Source organism: Chitinophaga japonensis, from assembly GCF_007830125.1.
Taxonomy (GTDB): domain Bacteria; phylum Bacteroidota; class Bacteroidia; order Chitinophagales; family Chitinophagaceae; genus Chitinophaga; species Chitinophaga japonensis.
Map to the genome: position 1 here is coordinate 155054 of NZ_VLLG01000007.1, position 23502 is coordinate 178555.

Consider the following 23502-nt stretch of genomic DNA (forward strand, 5'->3'; position numbering starts at 1 on the left):
TAATGTGCTACCTCCTGTCAGTACTTCAGCACAAAGTGCTGCGGCACTTTCACCTCCGGCCTGAAAAACACCAGCCCTATAAAAAAGAGATCAATAGTAAGGGTTACGCGGGGATGCTGCTGGATGGTGCGCCAGGCTGCTTCCATGCCGGGCGTCCAGTGAATGTCGTCAAAAATGAACATGGACTGGTCATGCGCTTTGGTAAGGCATTGCTCAAAGTAATCCAGGGTGGGGTCTTTGCGATGGTTGCCGTCAATATACACCCAGTCCAGGCGGGGCAGCTCCGGCAGCAGGGCGGGCAACACGTGATCGAAATTACCGGTCTCCTGCCGGATGCCGGGTATATCCAGCGCCTCGAAATTGCGGCGGGCGCGGGCGGCAATATTGGGACAGCCTTCAATGGTAATGACCTGCGCCTCCGGCCGGGCCAGCGCCATATAGGCGGTGGACAGGCCCAGGGAAGTGCCCAGCTCCAGCAGGTATTGCGGCTGCAGGTATTGCGCCAGGCGATAGAACAACTGCCCGAACTTGGGCGGTTTGGCGGCATGCCGGGCAATATCCGCCACCCGGCGTACCGGCCCCGCGCCGGTCAGCGAGCCGGCTCCCAGGTCTGTCACCTGCAGGGTTTCCCTGCTTTCCAGCAGCTCCTTCCGTAATGCCTCCACTTCCCGGAATGCGGCCGGCTGCCTTTTATCCCGCAGCACTTCCTCTACCAGTGCGTATACAAAAGGAGAGTGCACATCATGCCGGTTGCCGGCCGTAAAATAGTAATGCAGGTATTTTTTTGCGAATTGTATCTGGTGTTGGAATCCCATTTAATATATCTTCCCTTTAATAATGCCCCATTTATGCAGGCGGTGCTGCAGCGACACCCGCAGCACACCCAGCCCGTAAATAGCGCTCCGCCTGAAATTGATGCTGGACGCCTCCTCGAAATACTTGGTAGGGCAGGTCACCTCCCCTATTTCAAACCCTTTCATGAATATCTGCGACAGCATCTCGTTATCGAAAATAAAATCGTCGCTGTTGCGCCTGTAGTAGATGCTTTCCAGCACCTCCCGGGAAAAAGCCCGGTAGCCGGTATGGTACTCGCTCAGCTTTTCGCGGATCAGCAGGTTCTGCGCCAGGGTTAAAAAACGGTTAAATATGTATTTATACAGGGGCATCCCTCCTTTGAGCGCGCCCCTGCCGAGGATGCGCGAGCCTAACACCACCGGGTACACTCCGTTGGCAATAATGCTGCACATGGCCGGTATTAGTTGGGGAGTGTATTGATAATCAGGGTGTACCATGATCACAATGTCGGCTCCCAGCTCCAGGGCCTTGTCATAACAGCTTTTCTGGTTGCCGCCGTAGCCCTTGTTCCGGTCATGACGGATAATATGCCGGATGCCCAGTTGCTCCCCTACCTTTACAGTGTCGTCACGGCTGGCATCGTCTACCAGCACCACCTCGTCCACTATGTCAAAAGGGATCTCCCGGTAGGTCTTTTCCAGTGTTAACGCTGCGTTGTAGGCCGGCAGTACCACTATGATCTTCTTATTATTGAGCATGAAAAGTGGTTAAATTTGGCAGCAAAGATAACAGGAATCGTGGCATTCCTACTTATCAAATAAAATCACACTATCTTTGTCCCTTGAAAATTTTTGGCATTATATTTTCTTAATACTTTGTTAATAAAACGCAAATACAGCATGAACATACTTTATATGAAAAATTATGGAAGATGTTTCACCATCCTTCTTTTCTTGATGCTGCACTGCTTTTTTACTGCCTGGGCACAGGTGCCCAGGACCGATACCGTACCTGCTGACACCATAGTGAATAATATGGAAATGCGGGGCGCGCCGGCCATACAGACCCGGGATACCACCATTAAACATATACTGGAGGAGCTGCAGAAAGTAACGGACAGTGACAAACAGAACTCTAACGCCATACAGGGACTGTTACAGGGTAAAGAAATTGACAATCTTACGAAATATGAGCTGGTAAGGAATAACCTTATCAATGCCAGCGAAACTTATTATTTGCTGAACAAGAAGATCATTGACCTGAAATCCCGTACTACCACCAACAACCTGGACGTGTTCATCACCTCGCTGAACAACCCGGAAAGCAAGGAACTGGGATTTTCTTTCAGTGACCGCATCGTGGAACTGGTTGAAAAAGTAGTGCTGAAAGGCAAAGCGGACAAGGGGGAGCGTAACGGTAAAATAGTGGAATCTACCAAGTCCATTATCAACAGCCCCATTTTCCAGAGCTTTACCTCGCTGACGCCGCCGCTGGCTATTGCCAACTCCGTGATGAACTTCCTGCACAGCGTGAGCGTGAACAATAAGCAGATCAGCCAGAAAACGCTGCAGGAATTTGAAAAAGAGCTGAACAAATATGTAGTGTACTACACGGCGCTCAACGATGCGAACCAGAAGTTTGAATTCGGGCTGAACTTTAACAAGGATCAACTGAACCTGTTGCAGGACAACCTGTATGACCACCTGATGTTTACCGCCAGCGCGCTTAAGTTCCAGTTGCCGCAGCGGGGCAACAAGCCGATCGCGGAAACCATGAACACTTTCTTCCTGGATGAATTTAAAAAGGAAAAAGTGGTGGATTTCTTCGACAAGCTGGAAGTTAAATATACCAAAGGCAAACGCATAGACTATGAGCTGCTGCTGCGCGAAAATCCCAACCTGAAGGAGGTGAACAACCAGTTGGAAGACCTGATCCTGCAAACCAAGCGTTTCGAGAACCTGTATAACGAATACTTCTCCCTGCTGGACTCCTACTATACCAAGGTGAATAACTCCCTGAAGATAGCCCAGGACAATGGCCTGGCAGACAAGAACCTGATCGAGAACAAGCAGACGGAATTCCGCAACCTGAAAAATGAGGCGGTAACCGACATCCAGGCTTCCATCAATATTAAAGAGCTGTATAACAATACGGACAAGATCAAATACCGCTACCGGATTTTCTAGCGCAGATATAGATTTTATCGATAACTTAGCCTGTAAATATTTGGGCTATGACCACGGTACAACTGGAATACATTGTAGCGGTAGATACTTACAGGAGCTTTGTGGTAGCTGCGGAAAAGTGCTTTGTGACGCAACCCACGCTCAGCATGCAGATACAGAAGCTGGAGGATGAGCTGGGCATCAAGATATTTGACCGGAGCAAGCTGCCGGTAGTGCCTACGGAAATAGGCATTTCTGTAATCGCACAGTCGCGCGTGATACTGAAAGAAAGCTCCCGCATCCGGGAGATCATTGCCGGCCACAAAAAGGAGATACAGGGCAGCCTGAAAGTAGGTATTATACCCACGCTGGCGCCCTACCTACTGCCCCGCATACTGACGGGCTTCATGAAAAAATACCCCAAGGTAAAGCTGGAGATCTGGGAATACCCTACGGAACAGATCGTCCAGCAACTGAAGCAGGAGCTGCTGGATTGCGGGCTGCTGGCCACTCCCCTGCATAATGCCAGCCTGGAAGAACATCCCCTCTTTTATGAATCATTTGTAGTGTATACCGCGAAGAGCAATGAGCTGTTCGCAAAAAAGTTCATCAGGCCGGAAGACCTGGACGTGCGGGAAGTATGGCTGCTGAACGAAGGGCACTGTATGCGCAACCAGGTGCTGAACATCTGCAAGGATAAATTCACCATGGGGGAGTACAAGAACCTGGAGTATAACACCGGCAGCGTGGAAACCCTGAAAAGAATGGTAGACCTGAACGACGGCTACACCATCCTGCCGGAGCTCTCGCTGCAGGACCTCAGCACACGGCAAATGAATATGGTACGCTATTTCAAAACACCGGAACCGGTGCGGGAGATCAGCCTGGTGACACACCGCTTCTTCATCAAACAGGCGCTGATCGGGGCTTTCAAGAAGGAGATACTGGCGCACGTGCCGGAAAAAATGAAAGTGCAGAAGCAGAAGCGCGTGGTGGATATTGTGCCGGAGACGAAATAGAAGAAATCCCAAATTCCAAATCCCAAATTCCAAAATAGAGGCCATCCCCTAACTATCGGTAACAACTCTGTGCTTCAGGGGCCTGCCTACGTTTTGGAATTTGGGATTTGGTATTTGGAATTTTACTTAATCGGAGTATAGTACTTCATAGCCTCCGGCATCAGTTGCTGCAGTTGCGCTACGCGGCGGGCATCGCTGGGGTGGGTGCTGAGCAGTTCCGGCGGTTTCTGGCCACCCATATTGGCCATGCGCTGCCAGAAGGGAATGGACTCCTGCGGGTTATAGCCGGCCATGGCCATGAAGATAACGCCCAGGTGGTCTGCCTCCAGCTCATTCTGGCGGGAGTAGGCCATCATGCCCAGGTTGCCCCCTACGCCAAACGCCTGCAGGAACAGGTTTTGCGCCTGCGGGTTACGGTTCAGGGCTACGGCGCCGGCCACCTGTATGCCCTGGGCTACCAGCCCCTGGCTCATACGCTCGTTACCATGACGGGCAATAGCGTGCGCTATTTCATGTCCCATTACGCAGGCCAGCGCGGTCTCATTCTGCGTTACCGGCAAAAGACCCGTATATACCACTACCTTGCCGCCGGGCATGCACCAGGCGTTTATTTCCTTGCTATTCACCAGGTTAAATTCCCATTTATAGTTGGCTACCTGGTCCCCCATTTTATGCTGGGTCATGTAGCGGGTTACGGCATTGGCAATGCGCGAACCTACCCTTTTCACCATTTCAGCATCCTTGCTTACACTGGGCGAAACAGCTTTGTTCTCTGACAGGAAGGATTGATACTCCTGCAGGGCCATGGATTGCATCTGGCTTTCAGGAATGAGATTTAACTGGCTACGGCCCGTAATAGGCACCCGTGTACAGGCAGCCATCAGGCCCAGGCCGGCGGCAATCAATAAAACAGTCTTCTTCATGGGTAAAATCATTTGTTTTTCATTGTACCAACAGCTATCAAATCCGTACGCTCCGTAATATAACAATATAACAACCGCTTGTTGATTTAAGTTGGTTCAGCAGCAAAAATACTTAGCGCAATCCATATGCCAAACCTAAATATAAATTCCAAATACCAAATTCCAAAATAGCGGCAGGCCACCAGTACTACTAAATGTGTACCGGCAATTTAGTGACTGTTACCCGTTTGGTATTTGGTATTTGGTATTTTAATCTTTCTGCCGTTTGTTCTTGAACAGGGGCACTTTGTTCTCATTGCCGGTCAGGAGCCGCGCAATATTTTTCTGGTGGGTCAGCACCACCATCAGCGCTACCGCTATAGCAAAGATGCGGTAAAACACCTCCGGCTCATTGAAGATGTAAAGGATCAGGATAGGAAATGCGATGCTGGCGATAATAGAGCTCAGCGACACATACCGGGTGAGGAACAGGATCATTAAAAACACGCCTACGCAGCAAATGGCTACGATAGGCTGTATGGCCAGCACCAGCCCAAACAGGGTGGCAATGCCCTTACCGCCACGGAAACCGGCCCATATCGGGAAGATATGCCCTACTACGGCCGCCAGCCCCAGGCCGATCTGGAAATTGACCAGTTGTGTAAGATGCTCAGTGGACTGGTAGTACGGTAATAAATAAGAAAGCCTTACTGCGATCACTCCTTTCAGCATATCCACCACCATCACAAAGGTGCCAGCCTTAGGACCCAGCACACGGAAAGTATTGGTGGCGCCGGCATTGCCGCTGCCATACTCCCGGATATCCATGCCGAAAACTCCTTTGCTCACCCATACGGCGGTAGGTACTGAACCTATTAAATAGGCACATATAAGAAATAACAATTCTATCATCACAATAAGTTGGACTGCTAAGATAACAAAAATCTGCGCCAAAATTAATAAAACATTAATTTTTTCTATAACACGAAAGAGAAAAAATTATTGCTGCTTACATGTATAAGATAACTTTTATTTTTATCGTGTAAGCAGGCTTAGGGCCAGCCAGTTGTCCTTCTCCACGCGGCGCTGTTTCAGCAGGCCCTGCGCTGCCGCGCTGTCCAGTATTTCGGGCTCATCCGCTACCAGGATGCCGCTCAGCAGCAATTGTCCGCCCGGCGCCAGCAACCGGCGCATATCCGGCATGGATTGCAGGAGCACATTCCGGTTAATATTGGCCAGCACCACATCATAAAGCCCGGTAATGTCCTGCAGGCTGTCTGCCTGCCAGATGCACACCTGCGGCACGTTATTCCCGGCTATGTTCTCCCGGCTGTTCTCCACCGCCCAGTCGTCAATATCAATGGCATCTACCTGTGCGGCACCCATCCTGGCGGCCAGTATGGCCAGGATGCCGGTGCCCGTACCAAAATCAAATACTTTCCTGCCCGCGAGGTCCTGTTGCTGCATCAACTGTATCATGGAAAAGGTAGTGGCGTGGTGGCCGGTGCCAAAGGACATTTTGGGGGTGATGACGATCTCATGCTCCGGCGCCGGTGCAAACGGGGGATGGAAGCCCGCCCGTATCCCGCAAAAGCTACCTACCAGCACCGGCTCAAAATTGCTTTCCCACAAGGCGTTCCAGTTTACCGGCCGGATCTCTTCCTTTGTAAAGGTGGTGCCAGAAGGCGGCAGCAGGGCGACCAGGGCCGCTTCATCAAACTGCCCGGCAGGTATGTAGGCGATCAACTGGCCGGTCTTTTCTTCAAAGCCTTCATAGCCGGCATCGCTCAACTGCGCAATCAGCACATCGGTCAGCCCGGGCGCACAGGTAATCGTAACTGCAATATGTGACATGCTGCAAAGATAGACTTAATAACGCTGAACGCTGAATGCGTAACGCTGAACGCTACCTGCCTTAAGCGTTATGCGTTAAGCATTACGCGTAACTATATATCTGAATACTCCGTTGGGCGCAGGAACAGGATATCGGAGTGGGATACGTTGTGCTGGTACTCCGGCATGGCTACCAGCCGCTTCCAGGCAGGATCGGCGCCAAAAGCCTTCCAGTGCTCGTCGCGGGCGGTCTTATTCTCAAAGGTAGTCATGTACATCAGGTTGGGCATATGGCTGCCGCTCAGCACTTCCCCGTAAAACACGGCGTTAAAGCCCAGCCGCTTGAAAAGACCTACCTCATCGCCCTGGTTGAACATCTGCACCTTGTTGCGGTACAATGCCTCGGAGGAACTTTCGTAGCTGCGTAATTCGTATATGCGTTCATTTTTGGGACCGGTCAATGCGGGTAGCTGTAGCTGCGGCTGACCGGTAAACGCCTGCAGCAGGATGGTTTCCATTCTCGTATAAGCGGGCGCGTTATAAGGGGCCTCTATGTATTCCCTGCCCGCAGCGGCGTACTGCCGGTCTGCATCCAACTGGCCGGGCAGGCGCAGGAACTTTTCCAGGCTGCGGTAAGGCACCAGCACATAGATGCGCCGGTCTGCCGCCGTATCATTGCCCACGGGTTTAAAAACGCCTACTTTGGCAATACCTGACCTGTGCAGGCCGGGAATGAAGGCCTGTTGCAGGTAACGGTCCACCATTTCTTCCTGGCTGGCGTCTTTTACATGGTAGATCCTGATCTCATAATACTCCCGCTGCGGCGGTTTGCTGGCAGCAACCAGCGATAGCAGCAACATTCCTGCCGCCATCATCAAACATAAAGCACGGCTTCCGTTTCGCGATGTTTTTCGCATACAGTATAACATGAAATTTATAAATTAAACCGTGGCAAACGGGCAATCAAGATAAAAGTAAAAAGCAAAAATTAAAAATAAAAATGATAAAAGGCGCCCGGCCTGAAAAAGGGAAGGCAGCCCTTCGTTATGAAAGGCTGCCTTACTATTTTTCTTTTTTACTTTTAATTTTTTACTTATTCTTCGTCTGCGGCAAAAGGCGCATCCGGGCGGGGAGGCCTGGGACCACGGTCCCTGTTCTCGCCACGGTCACCACGGTCGCGGTCCCTGTCGCCACGGGGCGGACGGCCGGACCTGTCGCCACGGTCGGGCCTTTCAGGCCTTTCCGGTCTTTCCACATATCCTTCCGGTTTGGGCATCAGCACCCTGCGGCTCAGCTTGAACTTGCCGGTCTTGGGATCGGTGCCGGTGAGCTTTACTTTCACCTTTTCGCCTTCGGACAGTACGCCTTCCATGGTTTCCAGGCGCTTCCAGGAAATTTCGGAGATGTGCAGCAATCCCTGCTTGCCGGGCAGGAACTCTACGAATGCACCGTAAGGCATTACTGATTTTACGGTAGACTCGTATACCTCGCCCACTTCGGGAACGGCCACAATACCCTTGATCCAGGTCAGTGCTTTTTCCAGGCCTTCTCTCTGGGCGGAGAAGATGCTTACTTCCCCGGTTTCGCCTACTTCCTCGATGTTGATGGTAGTGCCGGTTTCACGCTGGATCTCCTGTATCACCTTCCCGCCGGGGCCTATCACAGCGCCGATGAATTCGCGGTCGATGATCATTTTCTCCATACGCGGTGCATGCGGCTTGGGTTCCGGACGGGCAGCAGGCAGGCAGGCATACATGGCCTCCAGTATGTGCAGGCGTCCGCGCAGGGCCTGCGCCAGCGCCTGGCGCATCACGTCCATGCTCAGGCCGTCTACCTTGATGTCCATCTGTATACCGCAGATACCTTCACGGGTACCGGTTACTTTAAAGTCCATATCGCCCAGGTGGTCCTCATCGCCCAGGATGTCCGTAAGCACGGCCCATTTACCGTCTGATGCGCGGGAAATAAGCCCCATAGCCACACCGGATACGTGCTTGGGCATAGGTACGCCGGCATCCATCAGCGCCAGGGAACCGGCGCATACGGTAGCCATAGAGGAGGAACCGTTGGATTCCAGGATATCGGACACCACCCTTACCGTATAGGCGTAATCGCTGCCCGGCATCATTTGCTTCAGGGAGCGCAGGGCCAGGTTACCGTGCCCTACTTCCCGGCGGCCGGGGCCGCGCATCATCTTTACCTCGCCGGTAGAGAAGGGCGGGAAGTTATAGTGCAGAATGAATTTTGAATACTTGGAGGTAGCTGCATTTTCGATCAGCAGCTCGTCGTCCGGGGTACCCAGGGTCACGGTGGTGAGGGACTGGGTCTCTCCGCGGGTAAACAGGGCGCAACCGTGCGGGGAGGGCAGCAGGTCTACTTCCATGTTCAGGGGGCGCACCTGGTCCAGGCTGCGGCCATCCAGGCGTACAGACTCGTCCAGGATCATATTGCGCACCACTTCTTTTTCCAGGTCATGGAAATATTTACCTACCAGCGGCTGGTCCTCTTCGGGCAGCTCGCCCAGGGATTCCGTCAGCTCATCCTCGATCTTGTGGAAAGCTTCGCTGCGGTCATGCTTGCTGGAAGCGGATTTGGCCACCTGGTAAATGCGGTCTTTGGCGAACGCGATCACCTTGGCCTTCAGCTCTTCGTTGGTGTGCGGCCTGGTATACTCGCGCTTGCCGGCTACACCTGCCAACTGGCGCAGTTCTTCCTGCGCCTTCACCTGTATCTTGATGGCTTCGTGGGCAGCTTCAATGGCCTTGATCAGGTCTTCTTCGCTGCATTCCTTGCTTTCGCCTTCCACCATCATAATGTTCTTTTCAGTAGCGCCCACGATGAAGTCCATATCGGCCTTCTCCAACTGGGAGCGGCTGGGGTTGATCACCATCTCGCCATCTACACGGGCCACCCTTACTTCGGAGATGATCTCCTGGATGGGCACGTCAGACACGGCCAGGGCAGCGGAGGCGGCCAGGCAGGCCAGGGCGTCCGGCATCACTTCCATGTCGGAAGAGATCAGGGTTACCAGCACCTGTACCTCGCAGAGGTAATCATCGGGGAACAGGGGGCGCAGCGCGCGGTCGATCAGGCGGGAGATCAGCACTTCGTAGTCAGACAGTTTGCCTTCGCGCTTGAAGAAAGAGCCGGGAATACGGCCGGCGGAAGCAAATTTTTCCTGGTAGTCAACAGTAAGCGGGAAAAAGCTTTGTCCCGGTTTCGGTTCTTTGTTCGCTACTACGGTAGCCAGTAAAATACAATCGCCCAGACGTACGGTAACGGCGCCATCGGCCTGGCGGGCCAGTTTGCCCGTTTCAATGGTGACGGTGCGGCCGTTTCCTATATCGAAATTAACTGAGATAGGCGTTAGATTCATAAAAAAGAGAGGATTAAAAGGTAATACCTAAAAAAAACTATTCCCAACCTTTCGAAGTTGGGAATAGCGCTATAACATAAACATCGTTACTTTCTGAGACCTAACTTCTCGAGCAGGGCCCTGTAACCAGAGAGATCAGTTTTGGCGAGGTAGGAAAGCAGGCGCTTTCTTTGGCCTACCATTTTCATTAAACCACGATTGGAAGAAAAGTCCTTTTTATTTTGCTTCATATGATCGGAAATGCTGGTGATACGCAAGGTCAGCAAAGCGATCTGCGCTTCTATGGAGCCTGTGTTCTTCTCACTTCCGCCAAATTCCTTGAAAATATTGGCTTTCTTTTCAACAGTTAAGTAAGACATCTTAAATAAAATAATAAAATGATAAAGTTTTTTTCGTCGCTATTTTTCCGGTGCAAAGGTAAATTGAATATTTGGATTTAACAATTTCCCTCCTTAACAATTAATAATGAATAATTAATAGTTAATAATTGACTGAAAGACAAGTTTCTATAATTATTAATTCTTAATTATTAATTGTTGGGTTCATTAATTATTGCCGGCAAAGTTAACGGCGGCATTATCTATTACCTGCCCGTTCTCCGTACGCAGCACCCGGGAGGGGAATTTCTGCAGCACGATATAGTCATGGGTGGCCATCACGATGGCAGCCCCGTCTTCCCGGCTGATGCGGAATAGCAACTGCATGATGCCGTCGGAGGTTTCCGGGTCCAGGTTACCGGTGGGCTCATCCGCCAGGATCAGCTTGGGCGAATTCAGCAGGGCCCGGGCAATGTCCACACGCTGCTGCTCCCCGCCGCTGAGCTCATAAGGCATTTTAAAGCCCTTGGTGCCCAGTCCTACCTTTTCCAGCACATCGGCAATCTTGTCCTCCATACGCTTGTTATCCTGCCAGCCGGTGGCCCTTAGCACGAATTTCAGGTTATTATGCACATTCCGGTCCGTGAGCAACTGGAAATCCTGGAACACTACGCCCAGGTTACGGCGCAGGTACGGCACTTTCTTCCAGTCCATTTTCTTCAGGTCAAATCCCACTACCTGGCCGGCTCCCTCGCGCAGGGGCAGGTCGCCATACAGGGTTTTCAACAGGCTGGACTTGCCTGTGCCGGTTTTCCCGATCAGGTAAACAAATTCCCCCCGGTTCACCGCAACATTTACATCCGATAAGATCAATGAATTTCCCTGGTATATACTGGCGTTGGATAGTTGTAAGATCGGTTGCTCCTCCATTGTAAAGTCCTGTGTTTTTTCTGTAATGCCAACAAAAATAAATGAATAATGGGGTTAACGAACCATTTTATATAAAAACTAATCAAATAGTTGTCAAACTAATTAATTAGTTATACATTTGGATCAAGTAAAACAACCGGTATATGTCTGCATCTCCATTAAAAACACTGACCAAGGCGGAAGAACAGATCATGCAGGTGCTCTGGCAGAAAGGGCCCTGCTTTGTAAAAGAAGTAATTGACGAGCTGCCCGGCCCCAAACCGCATTACAACACCATTTCCACCCTGGTAAAGATACTGGTGGAAAAAGGTTTCGTGGACTTCAAGGCCTATGGCAAATCGCACCAGTACTACCCGCTGGTGAGCAAGGAGGAATACAGCCGTAAAACGGTAAAGCAACTGGTAAAAGGATATTTTGAAGGCTCCTACAGCAACATGATCTCCTTTTTTGTCAAGGAAAAAGACCTCAGCGTAAACGACCTGGAAAAGCTGCTCAAACAAATCAAGGACGCTCAAAACAAGTAAGCCATGACTCCGGTAATCTCCTACCTGCTAAAAATGTTCCTGTGCTCCGCCATTTTGTACGGGTACTATTATGCCGCGCTGCGCAATAACCGCTTTCACCAGTGGAACCGGTACTACCTGCTGCTGGCGCCGCTGCTGTCCCTCGCCTTGCCCCTGCTGCAGCTCCCGGTACCGCAGGCAACGGCGGAAGCGCCGGCCCTTACCGCCTATACCCGGCAGATCATTACCCTGCGCGAGTTTATCTTACCGGCTCCCCAATCCGGCACGGTCAGCTACCCGCAGGCGGCTTACCTGGGCTACGGCCTGGTGGTGCTCCTGCTGCTGGCCCGCATCGGCTATGGTTGCTGGAAGATCCGCCTGCTGATCAAAACCGGCAGCGTGCAGCATTTACCTCCCTACCGCTTTGTAGAAAGCCGGCAGGTGCAGGCGCCCTTCTCCTTTTTCCGCTACATATTCTGGAGCAAGGACCTGAATCCCGACAGCAGGGATGGCCGGCAGATATTGCAGCACGAGCTGGTGCACGTAAAGGAACAGCACAGCATAGACAAGCTGGTGCTGGAAACGGCCTGCGCCATCGGCTGGATCAATCCTTTCTTTCACCTGTTCAGGCGGGAACTGGCGCTGGTGCACGAATTTATTGCGGACCGGCAGGCGGCGGCAGACAGCGTGGCGGATTATGCGCAGACCATCCTGCAGGCCAGCCTGCAAAGCCGGCAACTGTCCTTTACCAATGATTTCTTCCATCCGCCTGTCAAACGCAGGATACAAATGCTGCTTCACCAAAAATCAAACTACACTATCATGAAAAGACTGATCGCATTTCCCATTGTGGCCGCACTGATCATTTTCATTGGCTGCCAGCAACAACCGCAAACGGAAGTAGGACCGGGTATTATTGACGTCAGCCCGGAGGAACTGGCAAAAATTGACACCAAAGACATTGCCCACATTGACCTGGTTACGGGCGATGATCAAAAGACCACCGCCACCATACGCACCAAGGATGGCAAAACTTACCGCGCAAAAAATTTCACGTTAAAGGACCAGGTAAAAAAGGACGCAATTTCAAGAAACGAAGTATTCACCTTTGTAGAAGAGCCGCCTGCCTTCCCCGGCGGGGAGCAGGAACTGGCGCGCTACCTCAGCAAAAACATCCGCTATCCGAAAGCAGCGCAGGAAAAGAATATCAGCGGCACCGTGTTCGTACAGTTTGTAGTAGATGCAGATGGTACGGTGCGGGACGCCAAAATAGTAGGCCAGCATAAAGGCGGCGGACTGGAAGAGGAATCCCTGCGGGTGGTGGAGTCCATGCCCAAATGGGTACCCGGCAGGCAGCAAGGGCACAAGGTGGCCGTGAAGTTCAACCTGCCCATCCGGTATACGCTGGAAAATAAGGGCCTGTCTTTGCTGAACCCCTTCCTGTTATTCAAGCAGAAAGACATCAAACAGAAAGACAAGTGCTAAGATCAGCACACACAACTCAACTATGGAAAAAAGTCCTGCGCTTTTCAGTGCGGGACTTTTTATTTATTCATACACGAAGACGCCGTACTCGCTCTTTACGGTCACTTTTTTTGCCGGGGCGGCTTCCACCCTGCCCACGATCTGCGCATCTACCTGGAAGCTTTGAGAGATTTTGATAATATCGGCGGCAATGGCTTCCGGCACGTACAGCTCCATGCGGTGCCCCATGTTGAACACCTTGTACATTTCCTGCCAGCCGGTACCGGACTGCTCCTGTATCAGCCGGAACAGGGGCGGCGCGGGAAACAGGCGGTCCTTGATCACATGCAGGCCTTCAATAAAATGCAGCACCTTGGTTTGCGCCCCCCCGCTGCAATGCACTATGCCATGCACCTGGGGCCGGTACTGCGCCAGCACCTGCCTGATCACCGGCGCATAGGTGCGGGTGGGCGACAGCACCAGCCTGGCGGCGTCCACCTGCCCGAAACCGGGTACATTTATCTTGTCCGTCAGGGCCTTCCGGCCGCTGAACACCAGGTCGTAAGGAATGCCCGGGTCAAAGGTTTCGGGAAACTCCTCCGCCACGGATTTGTTGAATACATCGTGCCGGGCAGAGGTAAGCCCGTTGCTGCCCATCCCGCCATTGTACCCCTTTTCATAGCTGGCCTGCCCGTAAGAGGCCAGTCCCACCACCACGTCGCCCGCCTGAATGCGGTGATTGGAGATCACATCCGCACGCGGCATGCGGCAGGTTACGGTGGAATCCACGATGATGGTGCGCACCAGGTCGCCCACGTCGGCCGTTTCCCCGCCAGTGGAATAAATGCTGATGCCATGGCTGCGCAGCTCCTCCAGTATCTCCTCCGTGCCGTTAATGATGGCGGCGATCACCTCGCCGGGAATGAGCTGCTTGTTGCGGCCGATGGTGGAGGAAAGCAGGATATTTTCCGTAGCGCCTACGCAAAGCAGGTCGTCTATGTTCATGATGATAGCATCCTGTGCAATGCCCTTCCATACATCCAGGTTGCCTGTTTTTTTCCAGTAGGCGTAAGCCAGGGATGACTTGGTGCCTGCCCCATCGGCATGCATGATATTGCACCAGTTATCATCTCCTCCCAGTATGTCAGGTATTATTTTGCAGAAAGCTTTCGGGAACAAGCCTTTATCAATGTTCCTGATGGCGTTATGCACATCCTCCTTATCAGCAGAAACACCGCGCTTGGCGTAGAGATCCATGAATAATCAATAATTAGATAATGAATAATGAGTAGCTGATCAATCCGTTACCCGCTGCAAAAGTAACTGATTAATTCTTAAGGAAACCGGGCCTGCATAAACATTTATACAAAATCTAAGTTAGATTTGCACGGCGTTTTAGACCGTTATTCAGTTTTATGCAGGTTCACAGGGAACTATCACAATTACCGGATTTTCGTAATGCAGTTATCACGATCGGCACCTTTGACGGGGTGCATGCCGGCCACCGGCATATCATCCGCCAGTTGCAGGAAGCGGCGGCGGCGGTGCAGGGCGAAACCGTGATCGTCACCTTTGACCCGCACCCACGGGAGGTGCTGTTTCCCGGCGATAACAGGCTGCGCCTGCTCACCACCCTGCCGGAGAAAATAGCCCTGCTGGACCGGGAAGGCATTGATCACCTGGTGGTGGTGCCCTTTACCAAAGCATTTTCCGCATTGTCCGCCCGCTCTTACCTGGAGGATTTCCTGATAGCCCGGTTCAAACCGCATACCATCATTATCGGCTACGACCACCGCTTCGGGCATAACCGGGAAGGCGGCCTGGAGCTGCTGGAAGCGGAGCAGCAGCAGTACGGCTTTGCGCTGATAGAGATCCCGCAGCAGGTAGTGCACGACCTGACCGTCAGCTCCACCAAAATACGCAACAGCCTGCAGGAAGGGCATATTACCCTGGCCAACGAGCTGCTGGGCTACCCCTATTTCCTGGAAGGCGCCGTGATACACGGCGACAAAATGGGCCGGCAACTGGGCTATCCTACCGCCAACCTGCAACTGCCGGACGAGCGCAAGCTGATACCGGCCGAAGGGATCTATGCCGTGAAAGTAATGTTGGACCATACCCTGCTGAACGGGGTCATGAGCATAGGCACCCGCCCCACCTTTAACGGCACCGACCTGCGGCTGGAGGTGCATATCTTTGATTTTGACCGGGATATATATGGTTCCGAGCTACAGGTGCAGTTCATTGACTTTATCCGGCAGAACCGGAAATTTGACAGCGCGGAAGCGCTGATCGCGCAAATGGACAGGGACAGCGCGGAGGCGAAAGAACGGCTTAATCAGCTTTAGTCATCTTATAACCACCTATAGCTAAAGCAATGCCCGCCCCTAAAAATACGACAGTTGCCATCATACTTCCAATGGCATAACTGGTATCTTCCCCTTTCAGCTTCTCTATTTGCTCTGGTATCCCCTTAATGGTGGCGATCGCTATTATAACTCCCAGTACGATCATTATTGTACCGATATCTTTTTTCTTCATAGGTAAGGGTATTGGGTTTAATTAGCTCAAATATATATCAGCACATTAATTTATACGCCAGCTCCTTCATCAGCTCTTCGTCCTCCACCCCGCTATCGTTAATACCAATGCTGCGCAGGTTATAGTGCTGCAGCAGCAGTATGGCCTTTTCCGCCCCTTCTGCGCCATATTGCCGGGCGGCCAGCATGTAATCTTTCACAAAGAAAGGGTGCACGCCCAGGGCGGCCGCAATTTCCTTTTCCCCGCCTTTCACGCCGAAAATGAGGTTTACCTTGGCAAAAAAATTATACAGGGCAGGTAGCACCATCTGTACAGGGCCGGCCTTGGGATTGGCGGCAAAGTACTGTATGATGCGCATTACTTTGGTAAAGTCCTTCTGGCCCACGGCATTCTGCAGCTCAAAAACATTGTACTCCTTGCTGATGCCTACATATTTCTCAATATCGCCTTCGTCTATCTTCTTCTCCGCCGGCAGGTTCACCAGCAGCTTGTCTATCTCGTTAGCGATCCGGGAAAGGTCATTGCCGATATGGTCTACCAGCAGGATGCAGGCTTTCTGGGAAATGGCCCGGCCCATGTCCCGTACATAAGCCTCCACCCAGCCGGGCAACTGGTTATCGTATAATTTCTTAGTGCTGAGCAGCACGCCTTTTTCCTTGATGAGCTTGGCCATTTTGCTGCGCCCGTCTATTTTGCCCTGCTTGTGGGCCACTACGAAAATAGTGGAGTCCAGCGGGTTATCAATGTAGGCTTCCAGCTTCAGCAGGTCCCTCATGGCCTGGGCCTCTTTCAGCAGCACCACCTGTTTTTCCGCAAACATGGGGTACCGGCGGCAGGCATTGATCACGGTGCTCCAGTCCGTATCCTTCCCGTAGAGGATCGTGAGGTTAAAGCCCTTCTCCGCTTCGTCCAGTAACTGGTGTTCCGCATAGCTGCTCACCCGGTCTATGAAAAAGTCCTCCTCTCCCTCCAGCCAGTACAGCGGACGGAATTTCTTTTGTTTCCAATCTTTTATAATATCCTGGTATTCCATATATCTCCTTTCTGTTACTTAACGATTACCACCTCGTCCTCCTTCAGGAGGGGCACTCCCTTAAAGCGCAGGACCAGTTGCGCCACTGCCAGCACATCCTTCTCGCAGTAGGCGGCTATGCGCGGCAGGTCACGCTCCTGCCAGTACACCCGGCCTACCATGCTGCCGTCTATATCGTCCTTGGGGGTGGGTATGCCCAGGATGGCGGTCAGCAGCTTCAGGGACGTGTAGTTTTTATAATCCCCGAAGCGCCAGAGCTGCAGGGTGTCCAGCATGGGCACTTCCCAGGGCTTGAACCCGTGCAACTGCAGGGGCTGCGGCAAAGATAGCTGATGAATGACAGAACGCCTACAGATATAGGGGATGTCAAATTCCCGGATGTTATGCCCGGCAAACTGGAAACGCGGAAATCTGGCATAAAATTTATTAACTAAAGCCAGAAAATCGTTTAATACGACCTTTTCATCATCATGACAGAAGGATTTGAGGCGTAACTGGTACTGATTGTTTTCCAGTGTAAAGAAGCCAACGGAGATGCAGACCACCTTTCCAAACTCGGCGTAAATGCCTGCTTTTGCGGCATAGTCGCCGGTTCCATCTGCTGAATCTGGCGCAATTTTTGATATTTTTTCCAGCCAGAGGCTTTGGATCGGCAGGGGCAAGTCCTCAAAAGCCGCAACAGCGGGGGTGGTCTCTATATCTAGCAGTAATAACTGGTCTAAAGCAACGTTAGGTAGCACTGAGAAAATCCTGTTTAAAAGTTTGTGAACGAAATGAACTAAATGAATTATAAAAAGTTATTTTTGTATAACGTTTTTTAACCATATAACAATTAAACATAAAAAACACATCTATGACTGAGAACACATTCAACACGCCTGCGCCGGGATCTCCTGGGTCTGAAAAACCCCGTAGCCGTAACGGACTTATATACGGAATTCTGATTGCAGCTCTGGCAGGTACCTGGATATATATGCTGTACGACAAAAATAAGGCGAACGAAACCATTGTACAACAAGGCACACAGATAGATTCCATCTCCTCTTCCCGGGACGCGCTGCAGCAGGAATATAACGCTGCCAACGCCCGCCTGGACGACCTGATCTCGCAGAACAGCCGCATGGACAGCCTGGTAAAAACAAAAGATAAGGAAATTGCCGATATGAAGGCCAGGATATCCAGCATTCTTTCCAATAAAAATGCTACCCAGGCAGAACTGGCAGAAGCCCGCCGCCTGATAGAGCAACTGAAGACCAACATCGCCGGCTACCAGGAAACCATTGAGCGCCTGGAAGGTGAAAAGCTGGTGCTGGCCGGTGAAAGGGATGTGGCCCGCAGGGAAAGGGACTCCGTAGGCATGGTAAGCGACAGCCTGAACCGGGAAGTGAACCTGGGCTCCGTGCTGCATGCCAGCAACATCAAACTGCAACCCATCAACGTAAAAAAGAACGGCAAGGAAGTAGCCACTTCAAAAGCCAACCGGGCGGACATGATGCGGGTAACCTTTGACCTGGACGAGAACAGGATCGCTCCTACCGGCGACAAAGAGATATTTGTAGCCATTACCGCTCCCGACGGCACTCCCCTGGCAGTGGAAGCGCTGGGCTCCGGCCGCTTCAGCCTGGAGGATGGCACCGAGAAACTGTATACGGCCAAGAAAACCGTGGCTTACGTAAAAGGTGAAAAACAAACGGTCAGCATGGACTGGAAACAGAACTCCGATTTCAAACCCGGCGACTACAGCGTGGAGATATACCATAACGGCTACAGGATAGGGCAAGGCAAAGTGAACATGAAGAAAGGCGGCCTGTTCTGATCCGCTGCGATCCACCGTTTTAACCAAAATAACAATAAAGGGATTATCACCTTACCAGGATGATGATCCCTTTATTTTTTGCCGAATTGTTAATGATTGGTTATTGAGGATTATCCATATATAAGAATATATTTAATTTAACGTTCTTTGCCCCTGCAGATAGCCCGTAATTTATTGCTCATGTGAAATGAAAGGGAATCCTATTTTTTACTTGCATGCAAACAGTACCATTAAATAACCGGAACCGCCTAAAAAACCAAATGCATGGGAGAAACGAAACTAATGTACGTAGTAGATGATGATGAAATTTTTCACTTTATCATTAAAAAGCTGCTGGGGCAGCAGAGCGGCTACCAGCATACCCTCGACATTACCTCCTTCCATTCTGCTGAAGATGCCCTGGAACAACTGCGCATCCCGGGCGCCCCGCTGCCTGCCCTGATATTGCTGGATGTGAACATGCACAGCATGAGCGGCTGGGAATTCATAGAAGCATTCCGCCCGCTGCGGCCAACGCTGCCGCAGGAGATCCGGATCATCATGTGCTCCTCCTCCATGGATGTAAGGGATATGCAGCAGGTGGCCGCCACGCCGGAGCTGTCGGCATACCTCACCAAACCGCTGGATCAAAGCAAGGTAAAAGTGATCCTGGATGCGCTGGGATGATGTGCGGATGTGCATACCTGCACATTCGCACATCTAGGGCCGGCACATTACCCGGCCATCTGCACATTCGCATACATTTCCTCCCGCAGCCCCTTCACTCTTTCATCTTCCAGGTACTCATCGAAGGTGGTCAGCCTGTCGATCACGCCCCTCGGGGTGATCTCAATGATGCGGTTGGCGACAGATTGCATAAAGGTATGGTCATGCGTGGTGAAAAGCACGATGCCCTTGAAGTTATTCATGCTTTCGTTGAAGGACTGGATGGATTCCAGGTCCAGGTGGTTGGTAGGCTCGTCCAGTATTACCACGTTCGGGTCCTGCAGCATCATACGGCTGATCATGCAGCGCACTTTCTCTCCACCGCTCAGCACATTGGTCTTTTTCATGATATCGTCGCCGCTGAACAGCATTTTGCCCAGGAAGCCGCGCAGGAAAGGCTCATCCACATCCGTTACATGCGGGGGCACGTACTGCCGGAGCCAGTCCATCAGGTTCAGGGACGGGTCTTCAAAAAACCGGGCGTTATCGTTCGGTAAATAAGCTTTGGTAATAGTGGTGCCCCATTCAAATTTACCGCCGTCGGCCTGCATTTCCCCGTTTATGATCTCAAAGAAGGTGGCAAGGGCCAGGTGATCTTTGGACAGGAAGGCGATCTTGTCGCCCTTGTTCACGGTAAAGCTCACATTGCTGAACAGCGTACGGCCGTCCACTGCCTTTTCCAGCTTCTCTACATTCAGTATCTGGTTGCCCACTTCGCGCTGCTGCTTGAAGATAATGCCCGGGTATTTGCGGTTGGAGGGCTGTATCTCCTCTATCACCAGCTTTTCCAGGGCCTTCTTCCGGGAAGTGGCCTGCTTGCTCTTGGAAGCGTTGGCGGAGAAACGGGCGATAAAGTCCATCAGGTCCTTCCGCTTTTCCTCCATCTTCTTGTTCTTGTCGGCCAACTGGCGCGCCATCAACTGGGAAGATTCATACCAGAAGGTATAGTTACCGGTGAATATCTGGATCTTGCTGCGGTCCACATCGGCCACGTGGGTACAAACGGCATCCAGGAAGTGACGGTCGTGGGATACCACGATCACGATGTTCTCGTAGCCGCCCAGGAAATTTTCCAGCCACCCGATGGTTTCCACGTCCAGGTCATTGGTGGGCTCGTCCAGCAGCAGGATGTCCGGGTTGCCGAACAGGGCCTGCGCCAGCAGCACGCGCACCTTGAGGGCGCCGCTCAACTCCTTCATCAGGGAATTGTGCATTTCCTCCTTCACACCGAGGTCCAGCAGCAGGGCAGCAGCGTCACTTTCGGCCGTATAACCGCCCATTTCGCCGTACTCCGCTTCCAGCTCGCCGGCCCGCATGCCGTCCTCTTCCGAAAAATCGGCCTTGGCATAAATGGCGTCCCGTTCCTTGGCTATTTCCCACAAACGTTTATTCCCCATCAGCACGGTGTTGAGCACGGTGGTTTCGTCAAACTCAAAGTGGTTTTGCTTCAGCACGCTCATGCGCTCGCCGGGAGTAATTTCCACGGAGCCCTTGTTAGGCTCTATTTCACCGGATAATATCTTGAGAAAGGTGGACTTGCCGGCGCCATTGGCCCCGATCACCCCATAACAGTTCCCTTTGGTAAAATTGAGGTTTACTTCATCAAACAATACGCGTTTGCCGTAAGAAAGCGATATATTTTTAACACTGATCATACTGGCTTAAAAGTTTTATCTGGCTTAAGAAATAAGGCGCAAAGTTACGAAATACACATTAACTTCAAAGATTCATGGAAACCTACGAACAACAAGTGCGAAAGGAACTGGACCGCTGGCAGCGGCAGATGCAGCGCAGCCCTTCCCTGCCCGGGCGCCTGTCCAAGCGGGTACAGGACCGGGTGAACCGTATCATCCCGGAAAAAGTGCACCAGGCGTTCACCGTAGCCATCAAACAAATGATCCGGGCCGTGCTGTACGGCGCCGGCTATACCAACCCGGCCCCGCAGCCGGTGCAGGAGCTGATACTCACGGAGGAAAAGGTACGGTCGCGCATACAGTTCTACAAGACGGCCACCGCTACCGAAGGCGCTATTACCGGCGCCGGGGGCCTGCTGCTGGGCCTGGCCGATTTTCCCCTCTTCCTGAGCATGAAAATGAAAATGCTGTTCGAGATAGCCGCCCTGTACGGGTTTGATGTAAAATCCTACCCGGAGCGTTTATACATCCTGTATATTTTCCAGCTTACTTTTTCCAGCCAGCAGTACCGCAACGCCAATTACCCGGTAATGGCCAACTGGGAAACGTACAGCCACAACCTGCCGGAGGACATTCATTCCTTTGACTGGCGGCGATTTCAGCAGGAGTACCGGGATTACCTGGATATTGCCAAGCTGCTGCAGCTTATGCCGGGCATAGGCGCGGTGGTAGGGGCCTATGTGAACCACCGCCTTACGGACAAGCTGGGCGTTACCGCCATGAACGCCTACCGCATGCGTTTATTTAAGGTTTAAAGGTATCTTTACAATATTACTGCAAATCAATCCATCACGTATGACCTCCTACGAACAGATATTCGAGAACAATAAGCGCTGGGTGGCATCCCGGCTGGCAACAGACGCACAATTCTTTGAAAAGCTGGCAAGAGAGCAGCGGCCGGATTACCTGTACATTGGCTGCAGCGACAGCCGCGTGCCGGCCAACGAGATCATGGGGCTGGATGCGGGCGAAGTATTTGTACACCGCAACATTGCCAACCTGGTGAACAACATTGACATGAACATCATGTCCGTGATCAACTATGCCGTGCGCCACCTGGAGGTAAAGCATATCATTGTTTGCGGGCATTACAACTGCGGGGGCGTAAAAGCCGCCATGCAGCCGCAGGACCTGGGCATCCTGAACCCCTGGCTGCGCAATATCCGCGACGTGTACCGCCTGCACATGGAAGAGCTGGATGCCATTGAGGACAGCGCGCAGCGTTACAACCGGCTGGTAGAACTGAACGTGCAGGAGCAATGCCTGAACGTGATCAAAACCGCCTCCGTACAACAATCCTACGTGGAGAAAGGCTACCCGACCGTGCACGGATGGGTGTATGACCTGCATAACGGCCTGCTGGTAGACCTCAAGATAGACTTTATAGGCCTGCTGCACGAAATACAGAAAATTTACGACCTCACGGGGAAAGGAATAGGAAAGGTAGGAAGTAGGAAATAAGAAGTAGGAAGTGGGATGTAAGATGAATAGCGTAAAATGGAGCGACAACAACAGGGACCGATCGGCGTATTTGATTCCGGCTATGGCGGGCTGACGGTGCTCAAAGAGATCATTGCCGAACTGCCCGGGTACGACTACCTGTACCTGGGCGATAATGCCCGCACTCCTTACGGCAACCGCGGGTTTGATACCATACATGCCTATACGCTGGAATGCGTGCAGCATCTCTTCCGCATGGGATGCCCCCTGGTGATACTGGCCTGCAATACGGCCTCCGCCAAAGCGCTGCGCACCATCCAGCAAAAGGACCTGCCCCGCATGGCGCCGGACCGGCGGGTGCTGGGCGTTATACGTCCCACCACGGAAATGGTAGGCACTTTAACGCAAACCGGGGAAGTAGGCATACTGGCAACCAACGGCACGGTGGCTTCCGAGTCTTATCCCATCGAGATCAACAAATTCTTTCCGCAGGTAAAAGTACACCAGGAAGCCTGTCCCATGTGGGTGCCGCTGGTGGAGAACAATGAGCATGAAAGCCCCGGCGCGGATTACTTCATTAAAAAACACCTGGATCACCTGCTGGCCCTATCGCCCAACATTGATACGCTGGTGCTGGGCTGCACCCATTACCCGTTGCTGATGGGCAGGATCAGGGAATACCTGCCGGGGGGCATTACCGTATTATCACAAGGCAAGATAGTGGCGCACAGCCTGAAAGATTACCTGCGCCGCCACCCGGAGATGGAAACCCGCCTGAGCCGGCAGGGGCGCCGGCAGTTCTTTACCACGGACGATCCGCAGGTATTTGACCGGATGGCCGCTACCTTTTTTGGCAAGACGGTGCAATCGGAGCATTTAGCGCTGTAGAGAATGTAAAATGCTAAATTTCAAATGTAAAAGTTGGTAGCAGCGTACAACGAAAACAATAAAGTCTTGTTGAAAGATTGC

General features: G+C 52.1%; 24 protein-coding genes. 10 read left to right on the forward strand and 14 right to left on the reverse strand.

All coding sequences use genetic code 11. The annotated features are described in order from the left end of the window. Nucleotides 1–17: 17 nt before the first annotated feature. Nucleotides 18–815, reverse strand: a complete 798-nt coding sequence (locus LX66_RS26570) for an O-methyltransferase (RefSeq protein WP_145719181.1) — start codon at nt 813–815, stop codon at nt 18–20. Beyond that, complete coding sequence (locus tag LX66_RS26575; protein ID WP_145719183.1) at nt 816–1553, reverse strand: glycosyltransferase family 2 protein; 738 nt, start codon at nt 1551–1553, stop codon at nt 816–818. 141 nt (nt 1554–1694) lie between these two features. Here LX66_RS26575 and LX66_RS26580 point away from each other — a divergent pair, with 141 nt between their 5' ends. Further along, a complete protein-coding gene (locus tag LX66_RS26580; RefSeq protein WP_158642774.1) occupies nt 1695–2981 on the forward strand; it encodes a hypothetical protein in 1287 nt (428 codons plus the stop codon). A gap of 47 nt (nt 2982–3028) precedes the next feature. Next, a complete protein-coding gene (locus LX66_RS26585; RefSeq protein ID WP_145719187.1) occupies nt 3029–3979 on the forward strand; it encodes a hydrogen peroxide-inducible genes activator in 951 nt (316 codons plus the stop codon). A 122-nt stretch (nt 3980–4101) separates the two neighbouring features. On the opposite strand, the gene LX66_RS26590 is transcribed toward LX66_RS26585, so the two are convergent. The 7 genes from LX66_RS26590 to LX66_RS26620 all read right to left on the reverse strand — a co-directional run bounded on the left by LX66_RS26590 (nt 4102) and on the right by LX66_RS26620 (nt 11337). Next, the gene (locus LX66_RS26590; RefSeq protein ID WP_145719188.1) at nt 4102–4902 is read right to left on the reverse strand and encodes a M48 family metallopeptidase; all 801 of its coding nucleotides are present in this window, start codon (nt 4900–4902) and stop codon (nt 4102–4104) included. A 249-nt stretch (nt 4903–5151) separates the two neighbouring features. Then, entirely contained in the window at nt 5152–5793 is a 642-nt protein-coding gene (gene plsY, locus LX66_RS26595) for a glycerol-3-phosphate 1-O-acyltransferase PlsY (RefSeq protein ID WP_211366586.1), read from the reverse strand. A gap of 123 nt (nt 5794–5916) precedes the next feature. Further along, entirely contained in the window at nt 5917–6735 is an 819-nt protein-coding gene (gene prmA, locus LX66_RS26600) for a 50S ribosomal protein L11 methyltransferase (protein ID WP_145719189.1), read from the reverse strand. A 92-nt stretch (nt 6736–6827) separates the two neighbouring features. Further along, complete coding sequence (locus LX66_RS26605) at nt 6828–7631, reverse strand: NIPSNAP family protein (protein ID WP_244620524.1); 804 nt, start codon at nt 7629–7631, stop codon at nt 6828–6830. Between the two features lie 176 nt (nt 7632–7807). Continuing rightward, a complete protein-coding gene (locus LX66_RS26610) occupies nt 7808–10090 on the reverse strand; it encodes a polyribonucleotide nucleotidyltransferase (RefSeq protein WP_145719190.1) in 2283 nt (760 codons plus the stop codon). A gap of 86 nt (nt 10091–10176) precedes the next feature. Next, entirely contained in the window at nt 10177–10449 is a 273-nt protein-coding gene (rpsO, locus tag LX66_RS26615; protein WP_145719191.1) for a 30S ribosomal protein S15, read from the reverse strand. 186 nt (nt 10450–10635) lie between these two features. Continuing rightward, nucleotides 10636–11337: a cell division ATP-binding protein FtsE gene (locus LX66_RS26620; RefSeq protein ID WP_145719193.1), complete on the reverse strand. Its 702-nt coding sequence runs from the start codon at nt 11335–11337 to the stop codon at nt 10636–10638. A gap of 143 nt (nt 11338–11480) precedes the next feature. On the opposite strand from LX66_RS26620, the gene LX66_RS26625 reads away from it, so the two are divergent. Both LX66_RS26625 and LX66_RS26630 read left to right on the forward strand, forming a co-directional pair. Then, nucleotides 11481–11861, forward strand: coding sequence for a BlaI/MecI/CopY family transcriptional regulator (locus tag LX66_RS26625; RefSeq protein WP_145719195.1), 381 nt, complete (start codon nt 11481–11483; stop codon nt 11859–11861). A 3-nt stretch (nt 11862–11864) separates the two neighbouring features. Next, on the forward strand, nt 11865–13325 hold the full coding sequence (locus LX66_RS26630; protein WP_145719197.1) for a TonB family protein: 1461 nt from the start codon (nt 11865–11867) through the stop codon (nt 13323–13325). Between the two features lie 63 nt (nt 13326–13388). On the opposite strand, the gene LX66_RS26635 is transcribed toward LX66_RS26630, so the two are convergent. Next, nucleotides 13389–14561: an AIR synthase related protein gene (locus LX66_RS26635; protein ID WP_145719199.1), complete on the reverse strand. Its 1173-nt coding sequence runs from the start codon at nt 14559–14561 to the stop codon at nt 13389–13391. Between the two features lie 158 nt (nt 14562–14719). On the opposite strand from LX66_RS26635, the gene LX66_RS26640 reads away from it, so the two are divergent. Continuing rightward, complete coding sequence (locus LX66_RS26640; RefSeq protein ID WP_145719201.1) at nt 14720–15652, forward strand: bifunctional riboflavin kinase/FAD synthetase; 933 nt, start codon at nt 14720–14722, stop codon at nt 15650–15652. On the opposite strand, the gene LX66_RS26645 is transcribed toward LX66_RS26640, so the two are convergent. From LX66_RS26645 to LX66_RS26655, 3 genes are read right to left on the reverse strand one after another with little or no spacing between them, the layout of a single operon-like run. Then, nucleotides 15639–15845 (reverse strand): hypothetical protein, encoded by a 207-nt coding sequence (locus LX66_RS26645; RefSeq protein WP_145719203.1) that lies wholly within the window; start codon nt 15843–15845, stop codon nt 15639–15641. The two genes, LX66_RS26640 and LX66_RS26645, sit on opposite strands and share 14 nt — an antisense overlap. Before the next feature lie 37 nt (nt 15846–15882). After that, nucleotides 15883–16878: a DNA polymerase III subunit delta gene (holA, locus tag LX66_RS26650; RefSeq protein WP_145719205.1), complete on the reverse strand. Its 996-nt coding sequence runs from the start codon at nt 16876–16878 to the stop codon at nt 15883–15885. Between the two features lie 14 nt (nt 16879–16892). Beyond that, entirely contained in the window at nt 16893–17618 is a 726-nt protein-coding gene (locus LX66_RS26655) for a ribonuclease H-like domain-containing protein (protein WP_145719207.1), read from the reverse strand. A 233-nt stretch (nt 17619–17851) separates the two neighbouring features. On the opposite strand from LX66_RS26655, the gene LX66_RS26660 reads away from it, so the two are divergent. Both LX66_RS26660 and LX66_RS26665 read left to right on the forward strand, forming a co-directional pair. Then, nucleotides 17852–18694, forward strand: coding sequence for a DUF3450 domain-containing protein (locus tag LX66_RS26660; RefSeq protein WP_145719209.1), 843 nt, complete (start codon nt 17852–17854; stop codon nt 18692–18694). A 264-nt stretch (nt 18695–18958) separates the two neighbouring features. Then, complete coding sequence (locus LX66_RS26665; protein WP_145719212.1) at nt 18959–19360, forward strand: response regulator; 402 nt, start codon at nt 18959–18961, stop codon at nt 19358–19360. 47 nt (nt 19361–19407) lie between these two features. Here the strand turns inward: LX66_RS26665 and LX66_RS26670 are convergent, their stop codons facing one another. Beyond that, nucleotides 19408–21054: an ABC-F family ATP-binding cassette domain-containing protein gene (locus LX66_RS26670; protein ID WP_145719215.1), complete on the reverse strand. Its 1647-nt coding sequence runs from the start codon at nt 21052–21054 to the stop codon at nt 19408–19410. A 74-nt stretch (nt 21055–21128) separates the two neighbouring features. Between LX66_RS26670 and LX66_RS26675 the strand changes: the two genes are divergently transcribed. Genes LX66_RS26675 through murI form a run of 3 tightly spaced genes read left to right on the forward strand, consistent with a single transcriptional unit; the run spans nt 21129 to nt 23421 of the window. Then, nucleotides 21129–21848, forward strand: a complete 720-nt coding sequence (locus tag LX66_RS26675) for an EcsC family protein (RefSeq protein ID WP_145719217.1) — start codon at nt 21129–21131, stop codon at nt 21846–21848. A gap of 40 nt (nt 21849–21888) precedes the next feature. Next, nucleotides 21889–22554, forward strand: a complete 666-nt coding sequence (locus LX66_RS26680) for a carbonic anhydrase (protein ID WP_145719219.1) — start codon at nt 21889–21891, stop codon at nt 22552–22554. A gap of 36 nt (nt 22555–22590) precedes the next feature. Then, nucleotides 22591–23421, forward strand: coding sequence for a glutamate racemase (gene murI / locus LX66_RS26685; RefSeq protein WP_145719221.1), 831 nt, complete (start codon nt 22591–22593; stop codon nt 23419–23421). The last annotated feature ends 81 nt before the right edge of the window (nt 23422–23502 follow it).

Coding starts and splice junctions, on each gene's coding strand:
- LX66_RS26570 (WP_145719181.1), bottom strand. CDS start 815: ATGGGATTCCAACACCAGATACAATTCGCAAAAAAATACCTGCATTAC.
- LX66_RS26575 (WP_145719183.1), bottom strand. CDS start 1,553: ATGCTCAATAATAAGAAGATCATAGTGGTACTGCCGGCCTACAACGCA.
- LX66_RS26580 (WP_158642774.1), top strand. CDS start 1,695: ATGAACATACTTTATATGAAAAATTATGGAAGATGTTTCACCATCCTT.
- LX66_RS26585 (WP_145719187.1), top strand. CDS start 3,029: ATGACCACGGTACAACTGGAATACATTGTAGCGGTAGATACTTACAGG.
- LX66_RS26590 (WP_145719188.1), bottom strand. CDS start 4,902: ATGAAGAAGACTGTTTTATTGATTGCCGCCGGCCTGGGCCTGATGGCT.
- plsY (WP_211366586.1), bottom strand. CDS start 5,793: ATGATAGAATTGTTATTTCTTATATGTGCCTATTTAATAGGTTCAGTA.
- prmA (WP_145719189.1), bottom strand. CDS start 6,735: ATGTCACATATTGCAGTTACGATTACCTGTGCGCCCGGGCTGACCGAT.
- LX66_RS26605 (WP_244620524.1), bottom strand. CDS start 7,631: ATGCGAAAAACATCGCGAAACGGAAGCCGTGCTTTATGTTTGATGATG.
- LX66_RS26610 (WP_145719190.1), bottom strand. CDS start 10,090: ATGAATCTAACGCCTATCTCAGTTAATTTCGATATAGGAAACGGCCGC.
- rpsO (WP_145719191.1), bottom strand. CDS start 10,449: ATGTCTTACTTAACTGTTGAAAAGAAAGCCAATATTTTCAAGGAATTT.
- LX66_RS26620 (WP_145719193.1), bottom strand. CDS start 11,337: ATGGAGGAGCAACCGATCTTACAACTATCCAACGCCAGTATATACCAG.
- LX66_RS26625 (WP_145719195.1), top strand. CDS start 11,481: ATGTCTGCATCTCCATTAAAAACACTGACCAAGGCGGAAGAACAGATC.
- LX66_RS26630 (WP_145719197.1), top strand. CDS start 11,865: ATGACTCCGGTAATCTCCTACCTGCTAAAAATGTTCCTGTGCTCCGCC.
- LX66_RS26635 (WP_145719199.1), bottom strand. CDS start 14,561: ATGGATCTCTACGCCAAGCGCGGTGTTTCTGCTGATAAGGAGGATGTG.
- LX66_RS26640 (WP_145719201.1), top strand. CDS start 14,720: ATGCAGGTTCACAGGGAACTATCACAATTACCGGATTTTCGTAATGCA.
- LX66_RS26645 (WP_145719203.1), bottom strand. CDS start 15,845: ATGAAGAAAAAAGATATCGGTACAATAATGATCGTACTGGGAGTTATA.
- holA (WP_145719205.1), bottom strand. CDS start 16,878: ATGGAATACCAGGATATTATAAAAGATTGGAAACAAAAGAAATTCCGT.
- LX66_RS26660 (WP_145719209.1), top strand. CDS start 17,852: ATGCTGTACGACAAAAATAAGGCGAACGAAACCATTGTACAACAAGGC.
- LX66_RS26665 (WP_145719212.1), top strand. CDS start 18,959: ATGGGAGAAACGAAACTAATGTACGTAGTAGATGATGATGAAATTTTT.
- LX66_RS26670 (WP_145719215.1), bottom strand. CDS start 21,054: ATGATCAGTGTTAAAAATATATCGCTTTCTTACGGCAAACGCGTATTG.
- LX66_RS26675 (WP_145719217.1), top strand. CDS start 21,129: ATGGAAACCTACGAACAACAAGTGCGAAAGGAACTGGACCGCTGGCAG.
- LX66_RS26680 (WP_145719219.1), top strand. CDS start 21,889: ATGACCTCCTACGAACAGATATTCGAGAACAATAAGCGCTGGGTGGCA.
- murI (WP_145719221.1), top strand. CDS start 22,591: ATGGAGCGACAACAACAGGGACCGATCGGCGTATTTGATTCCGGCTAT.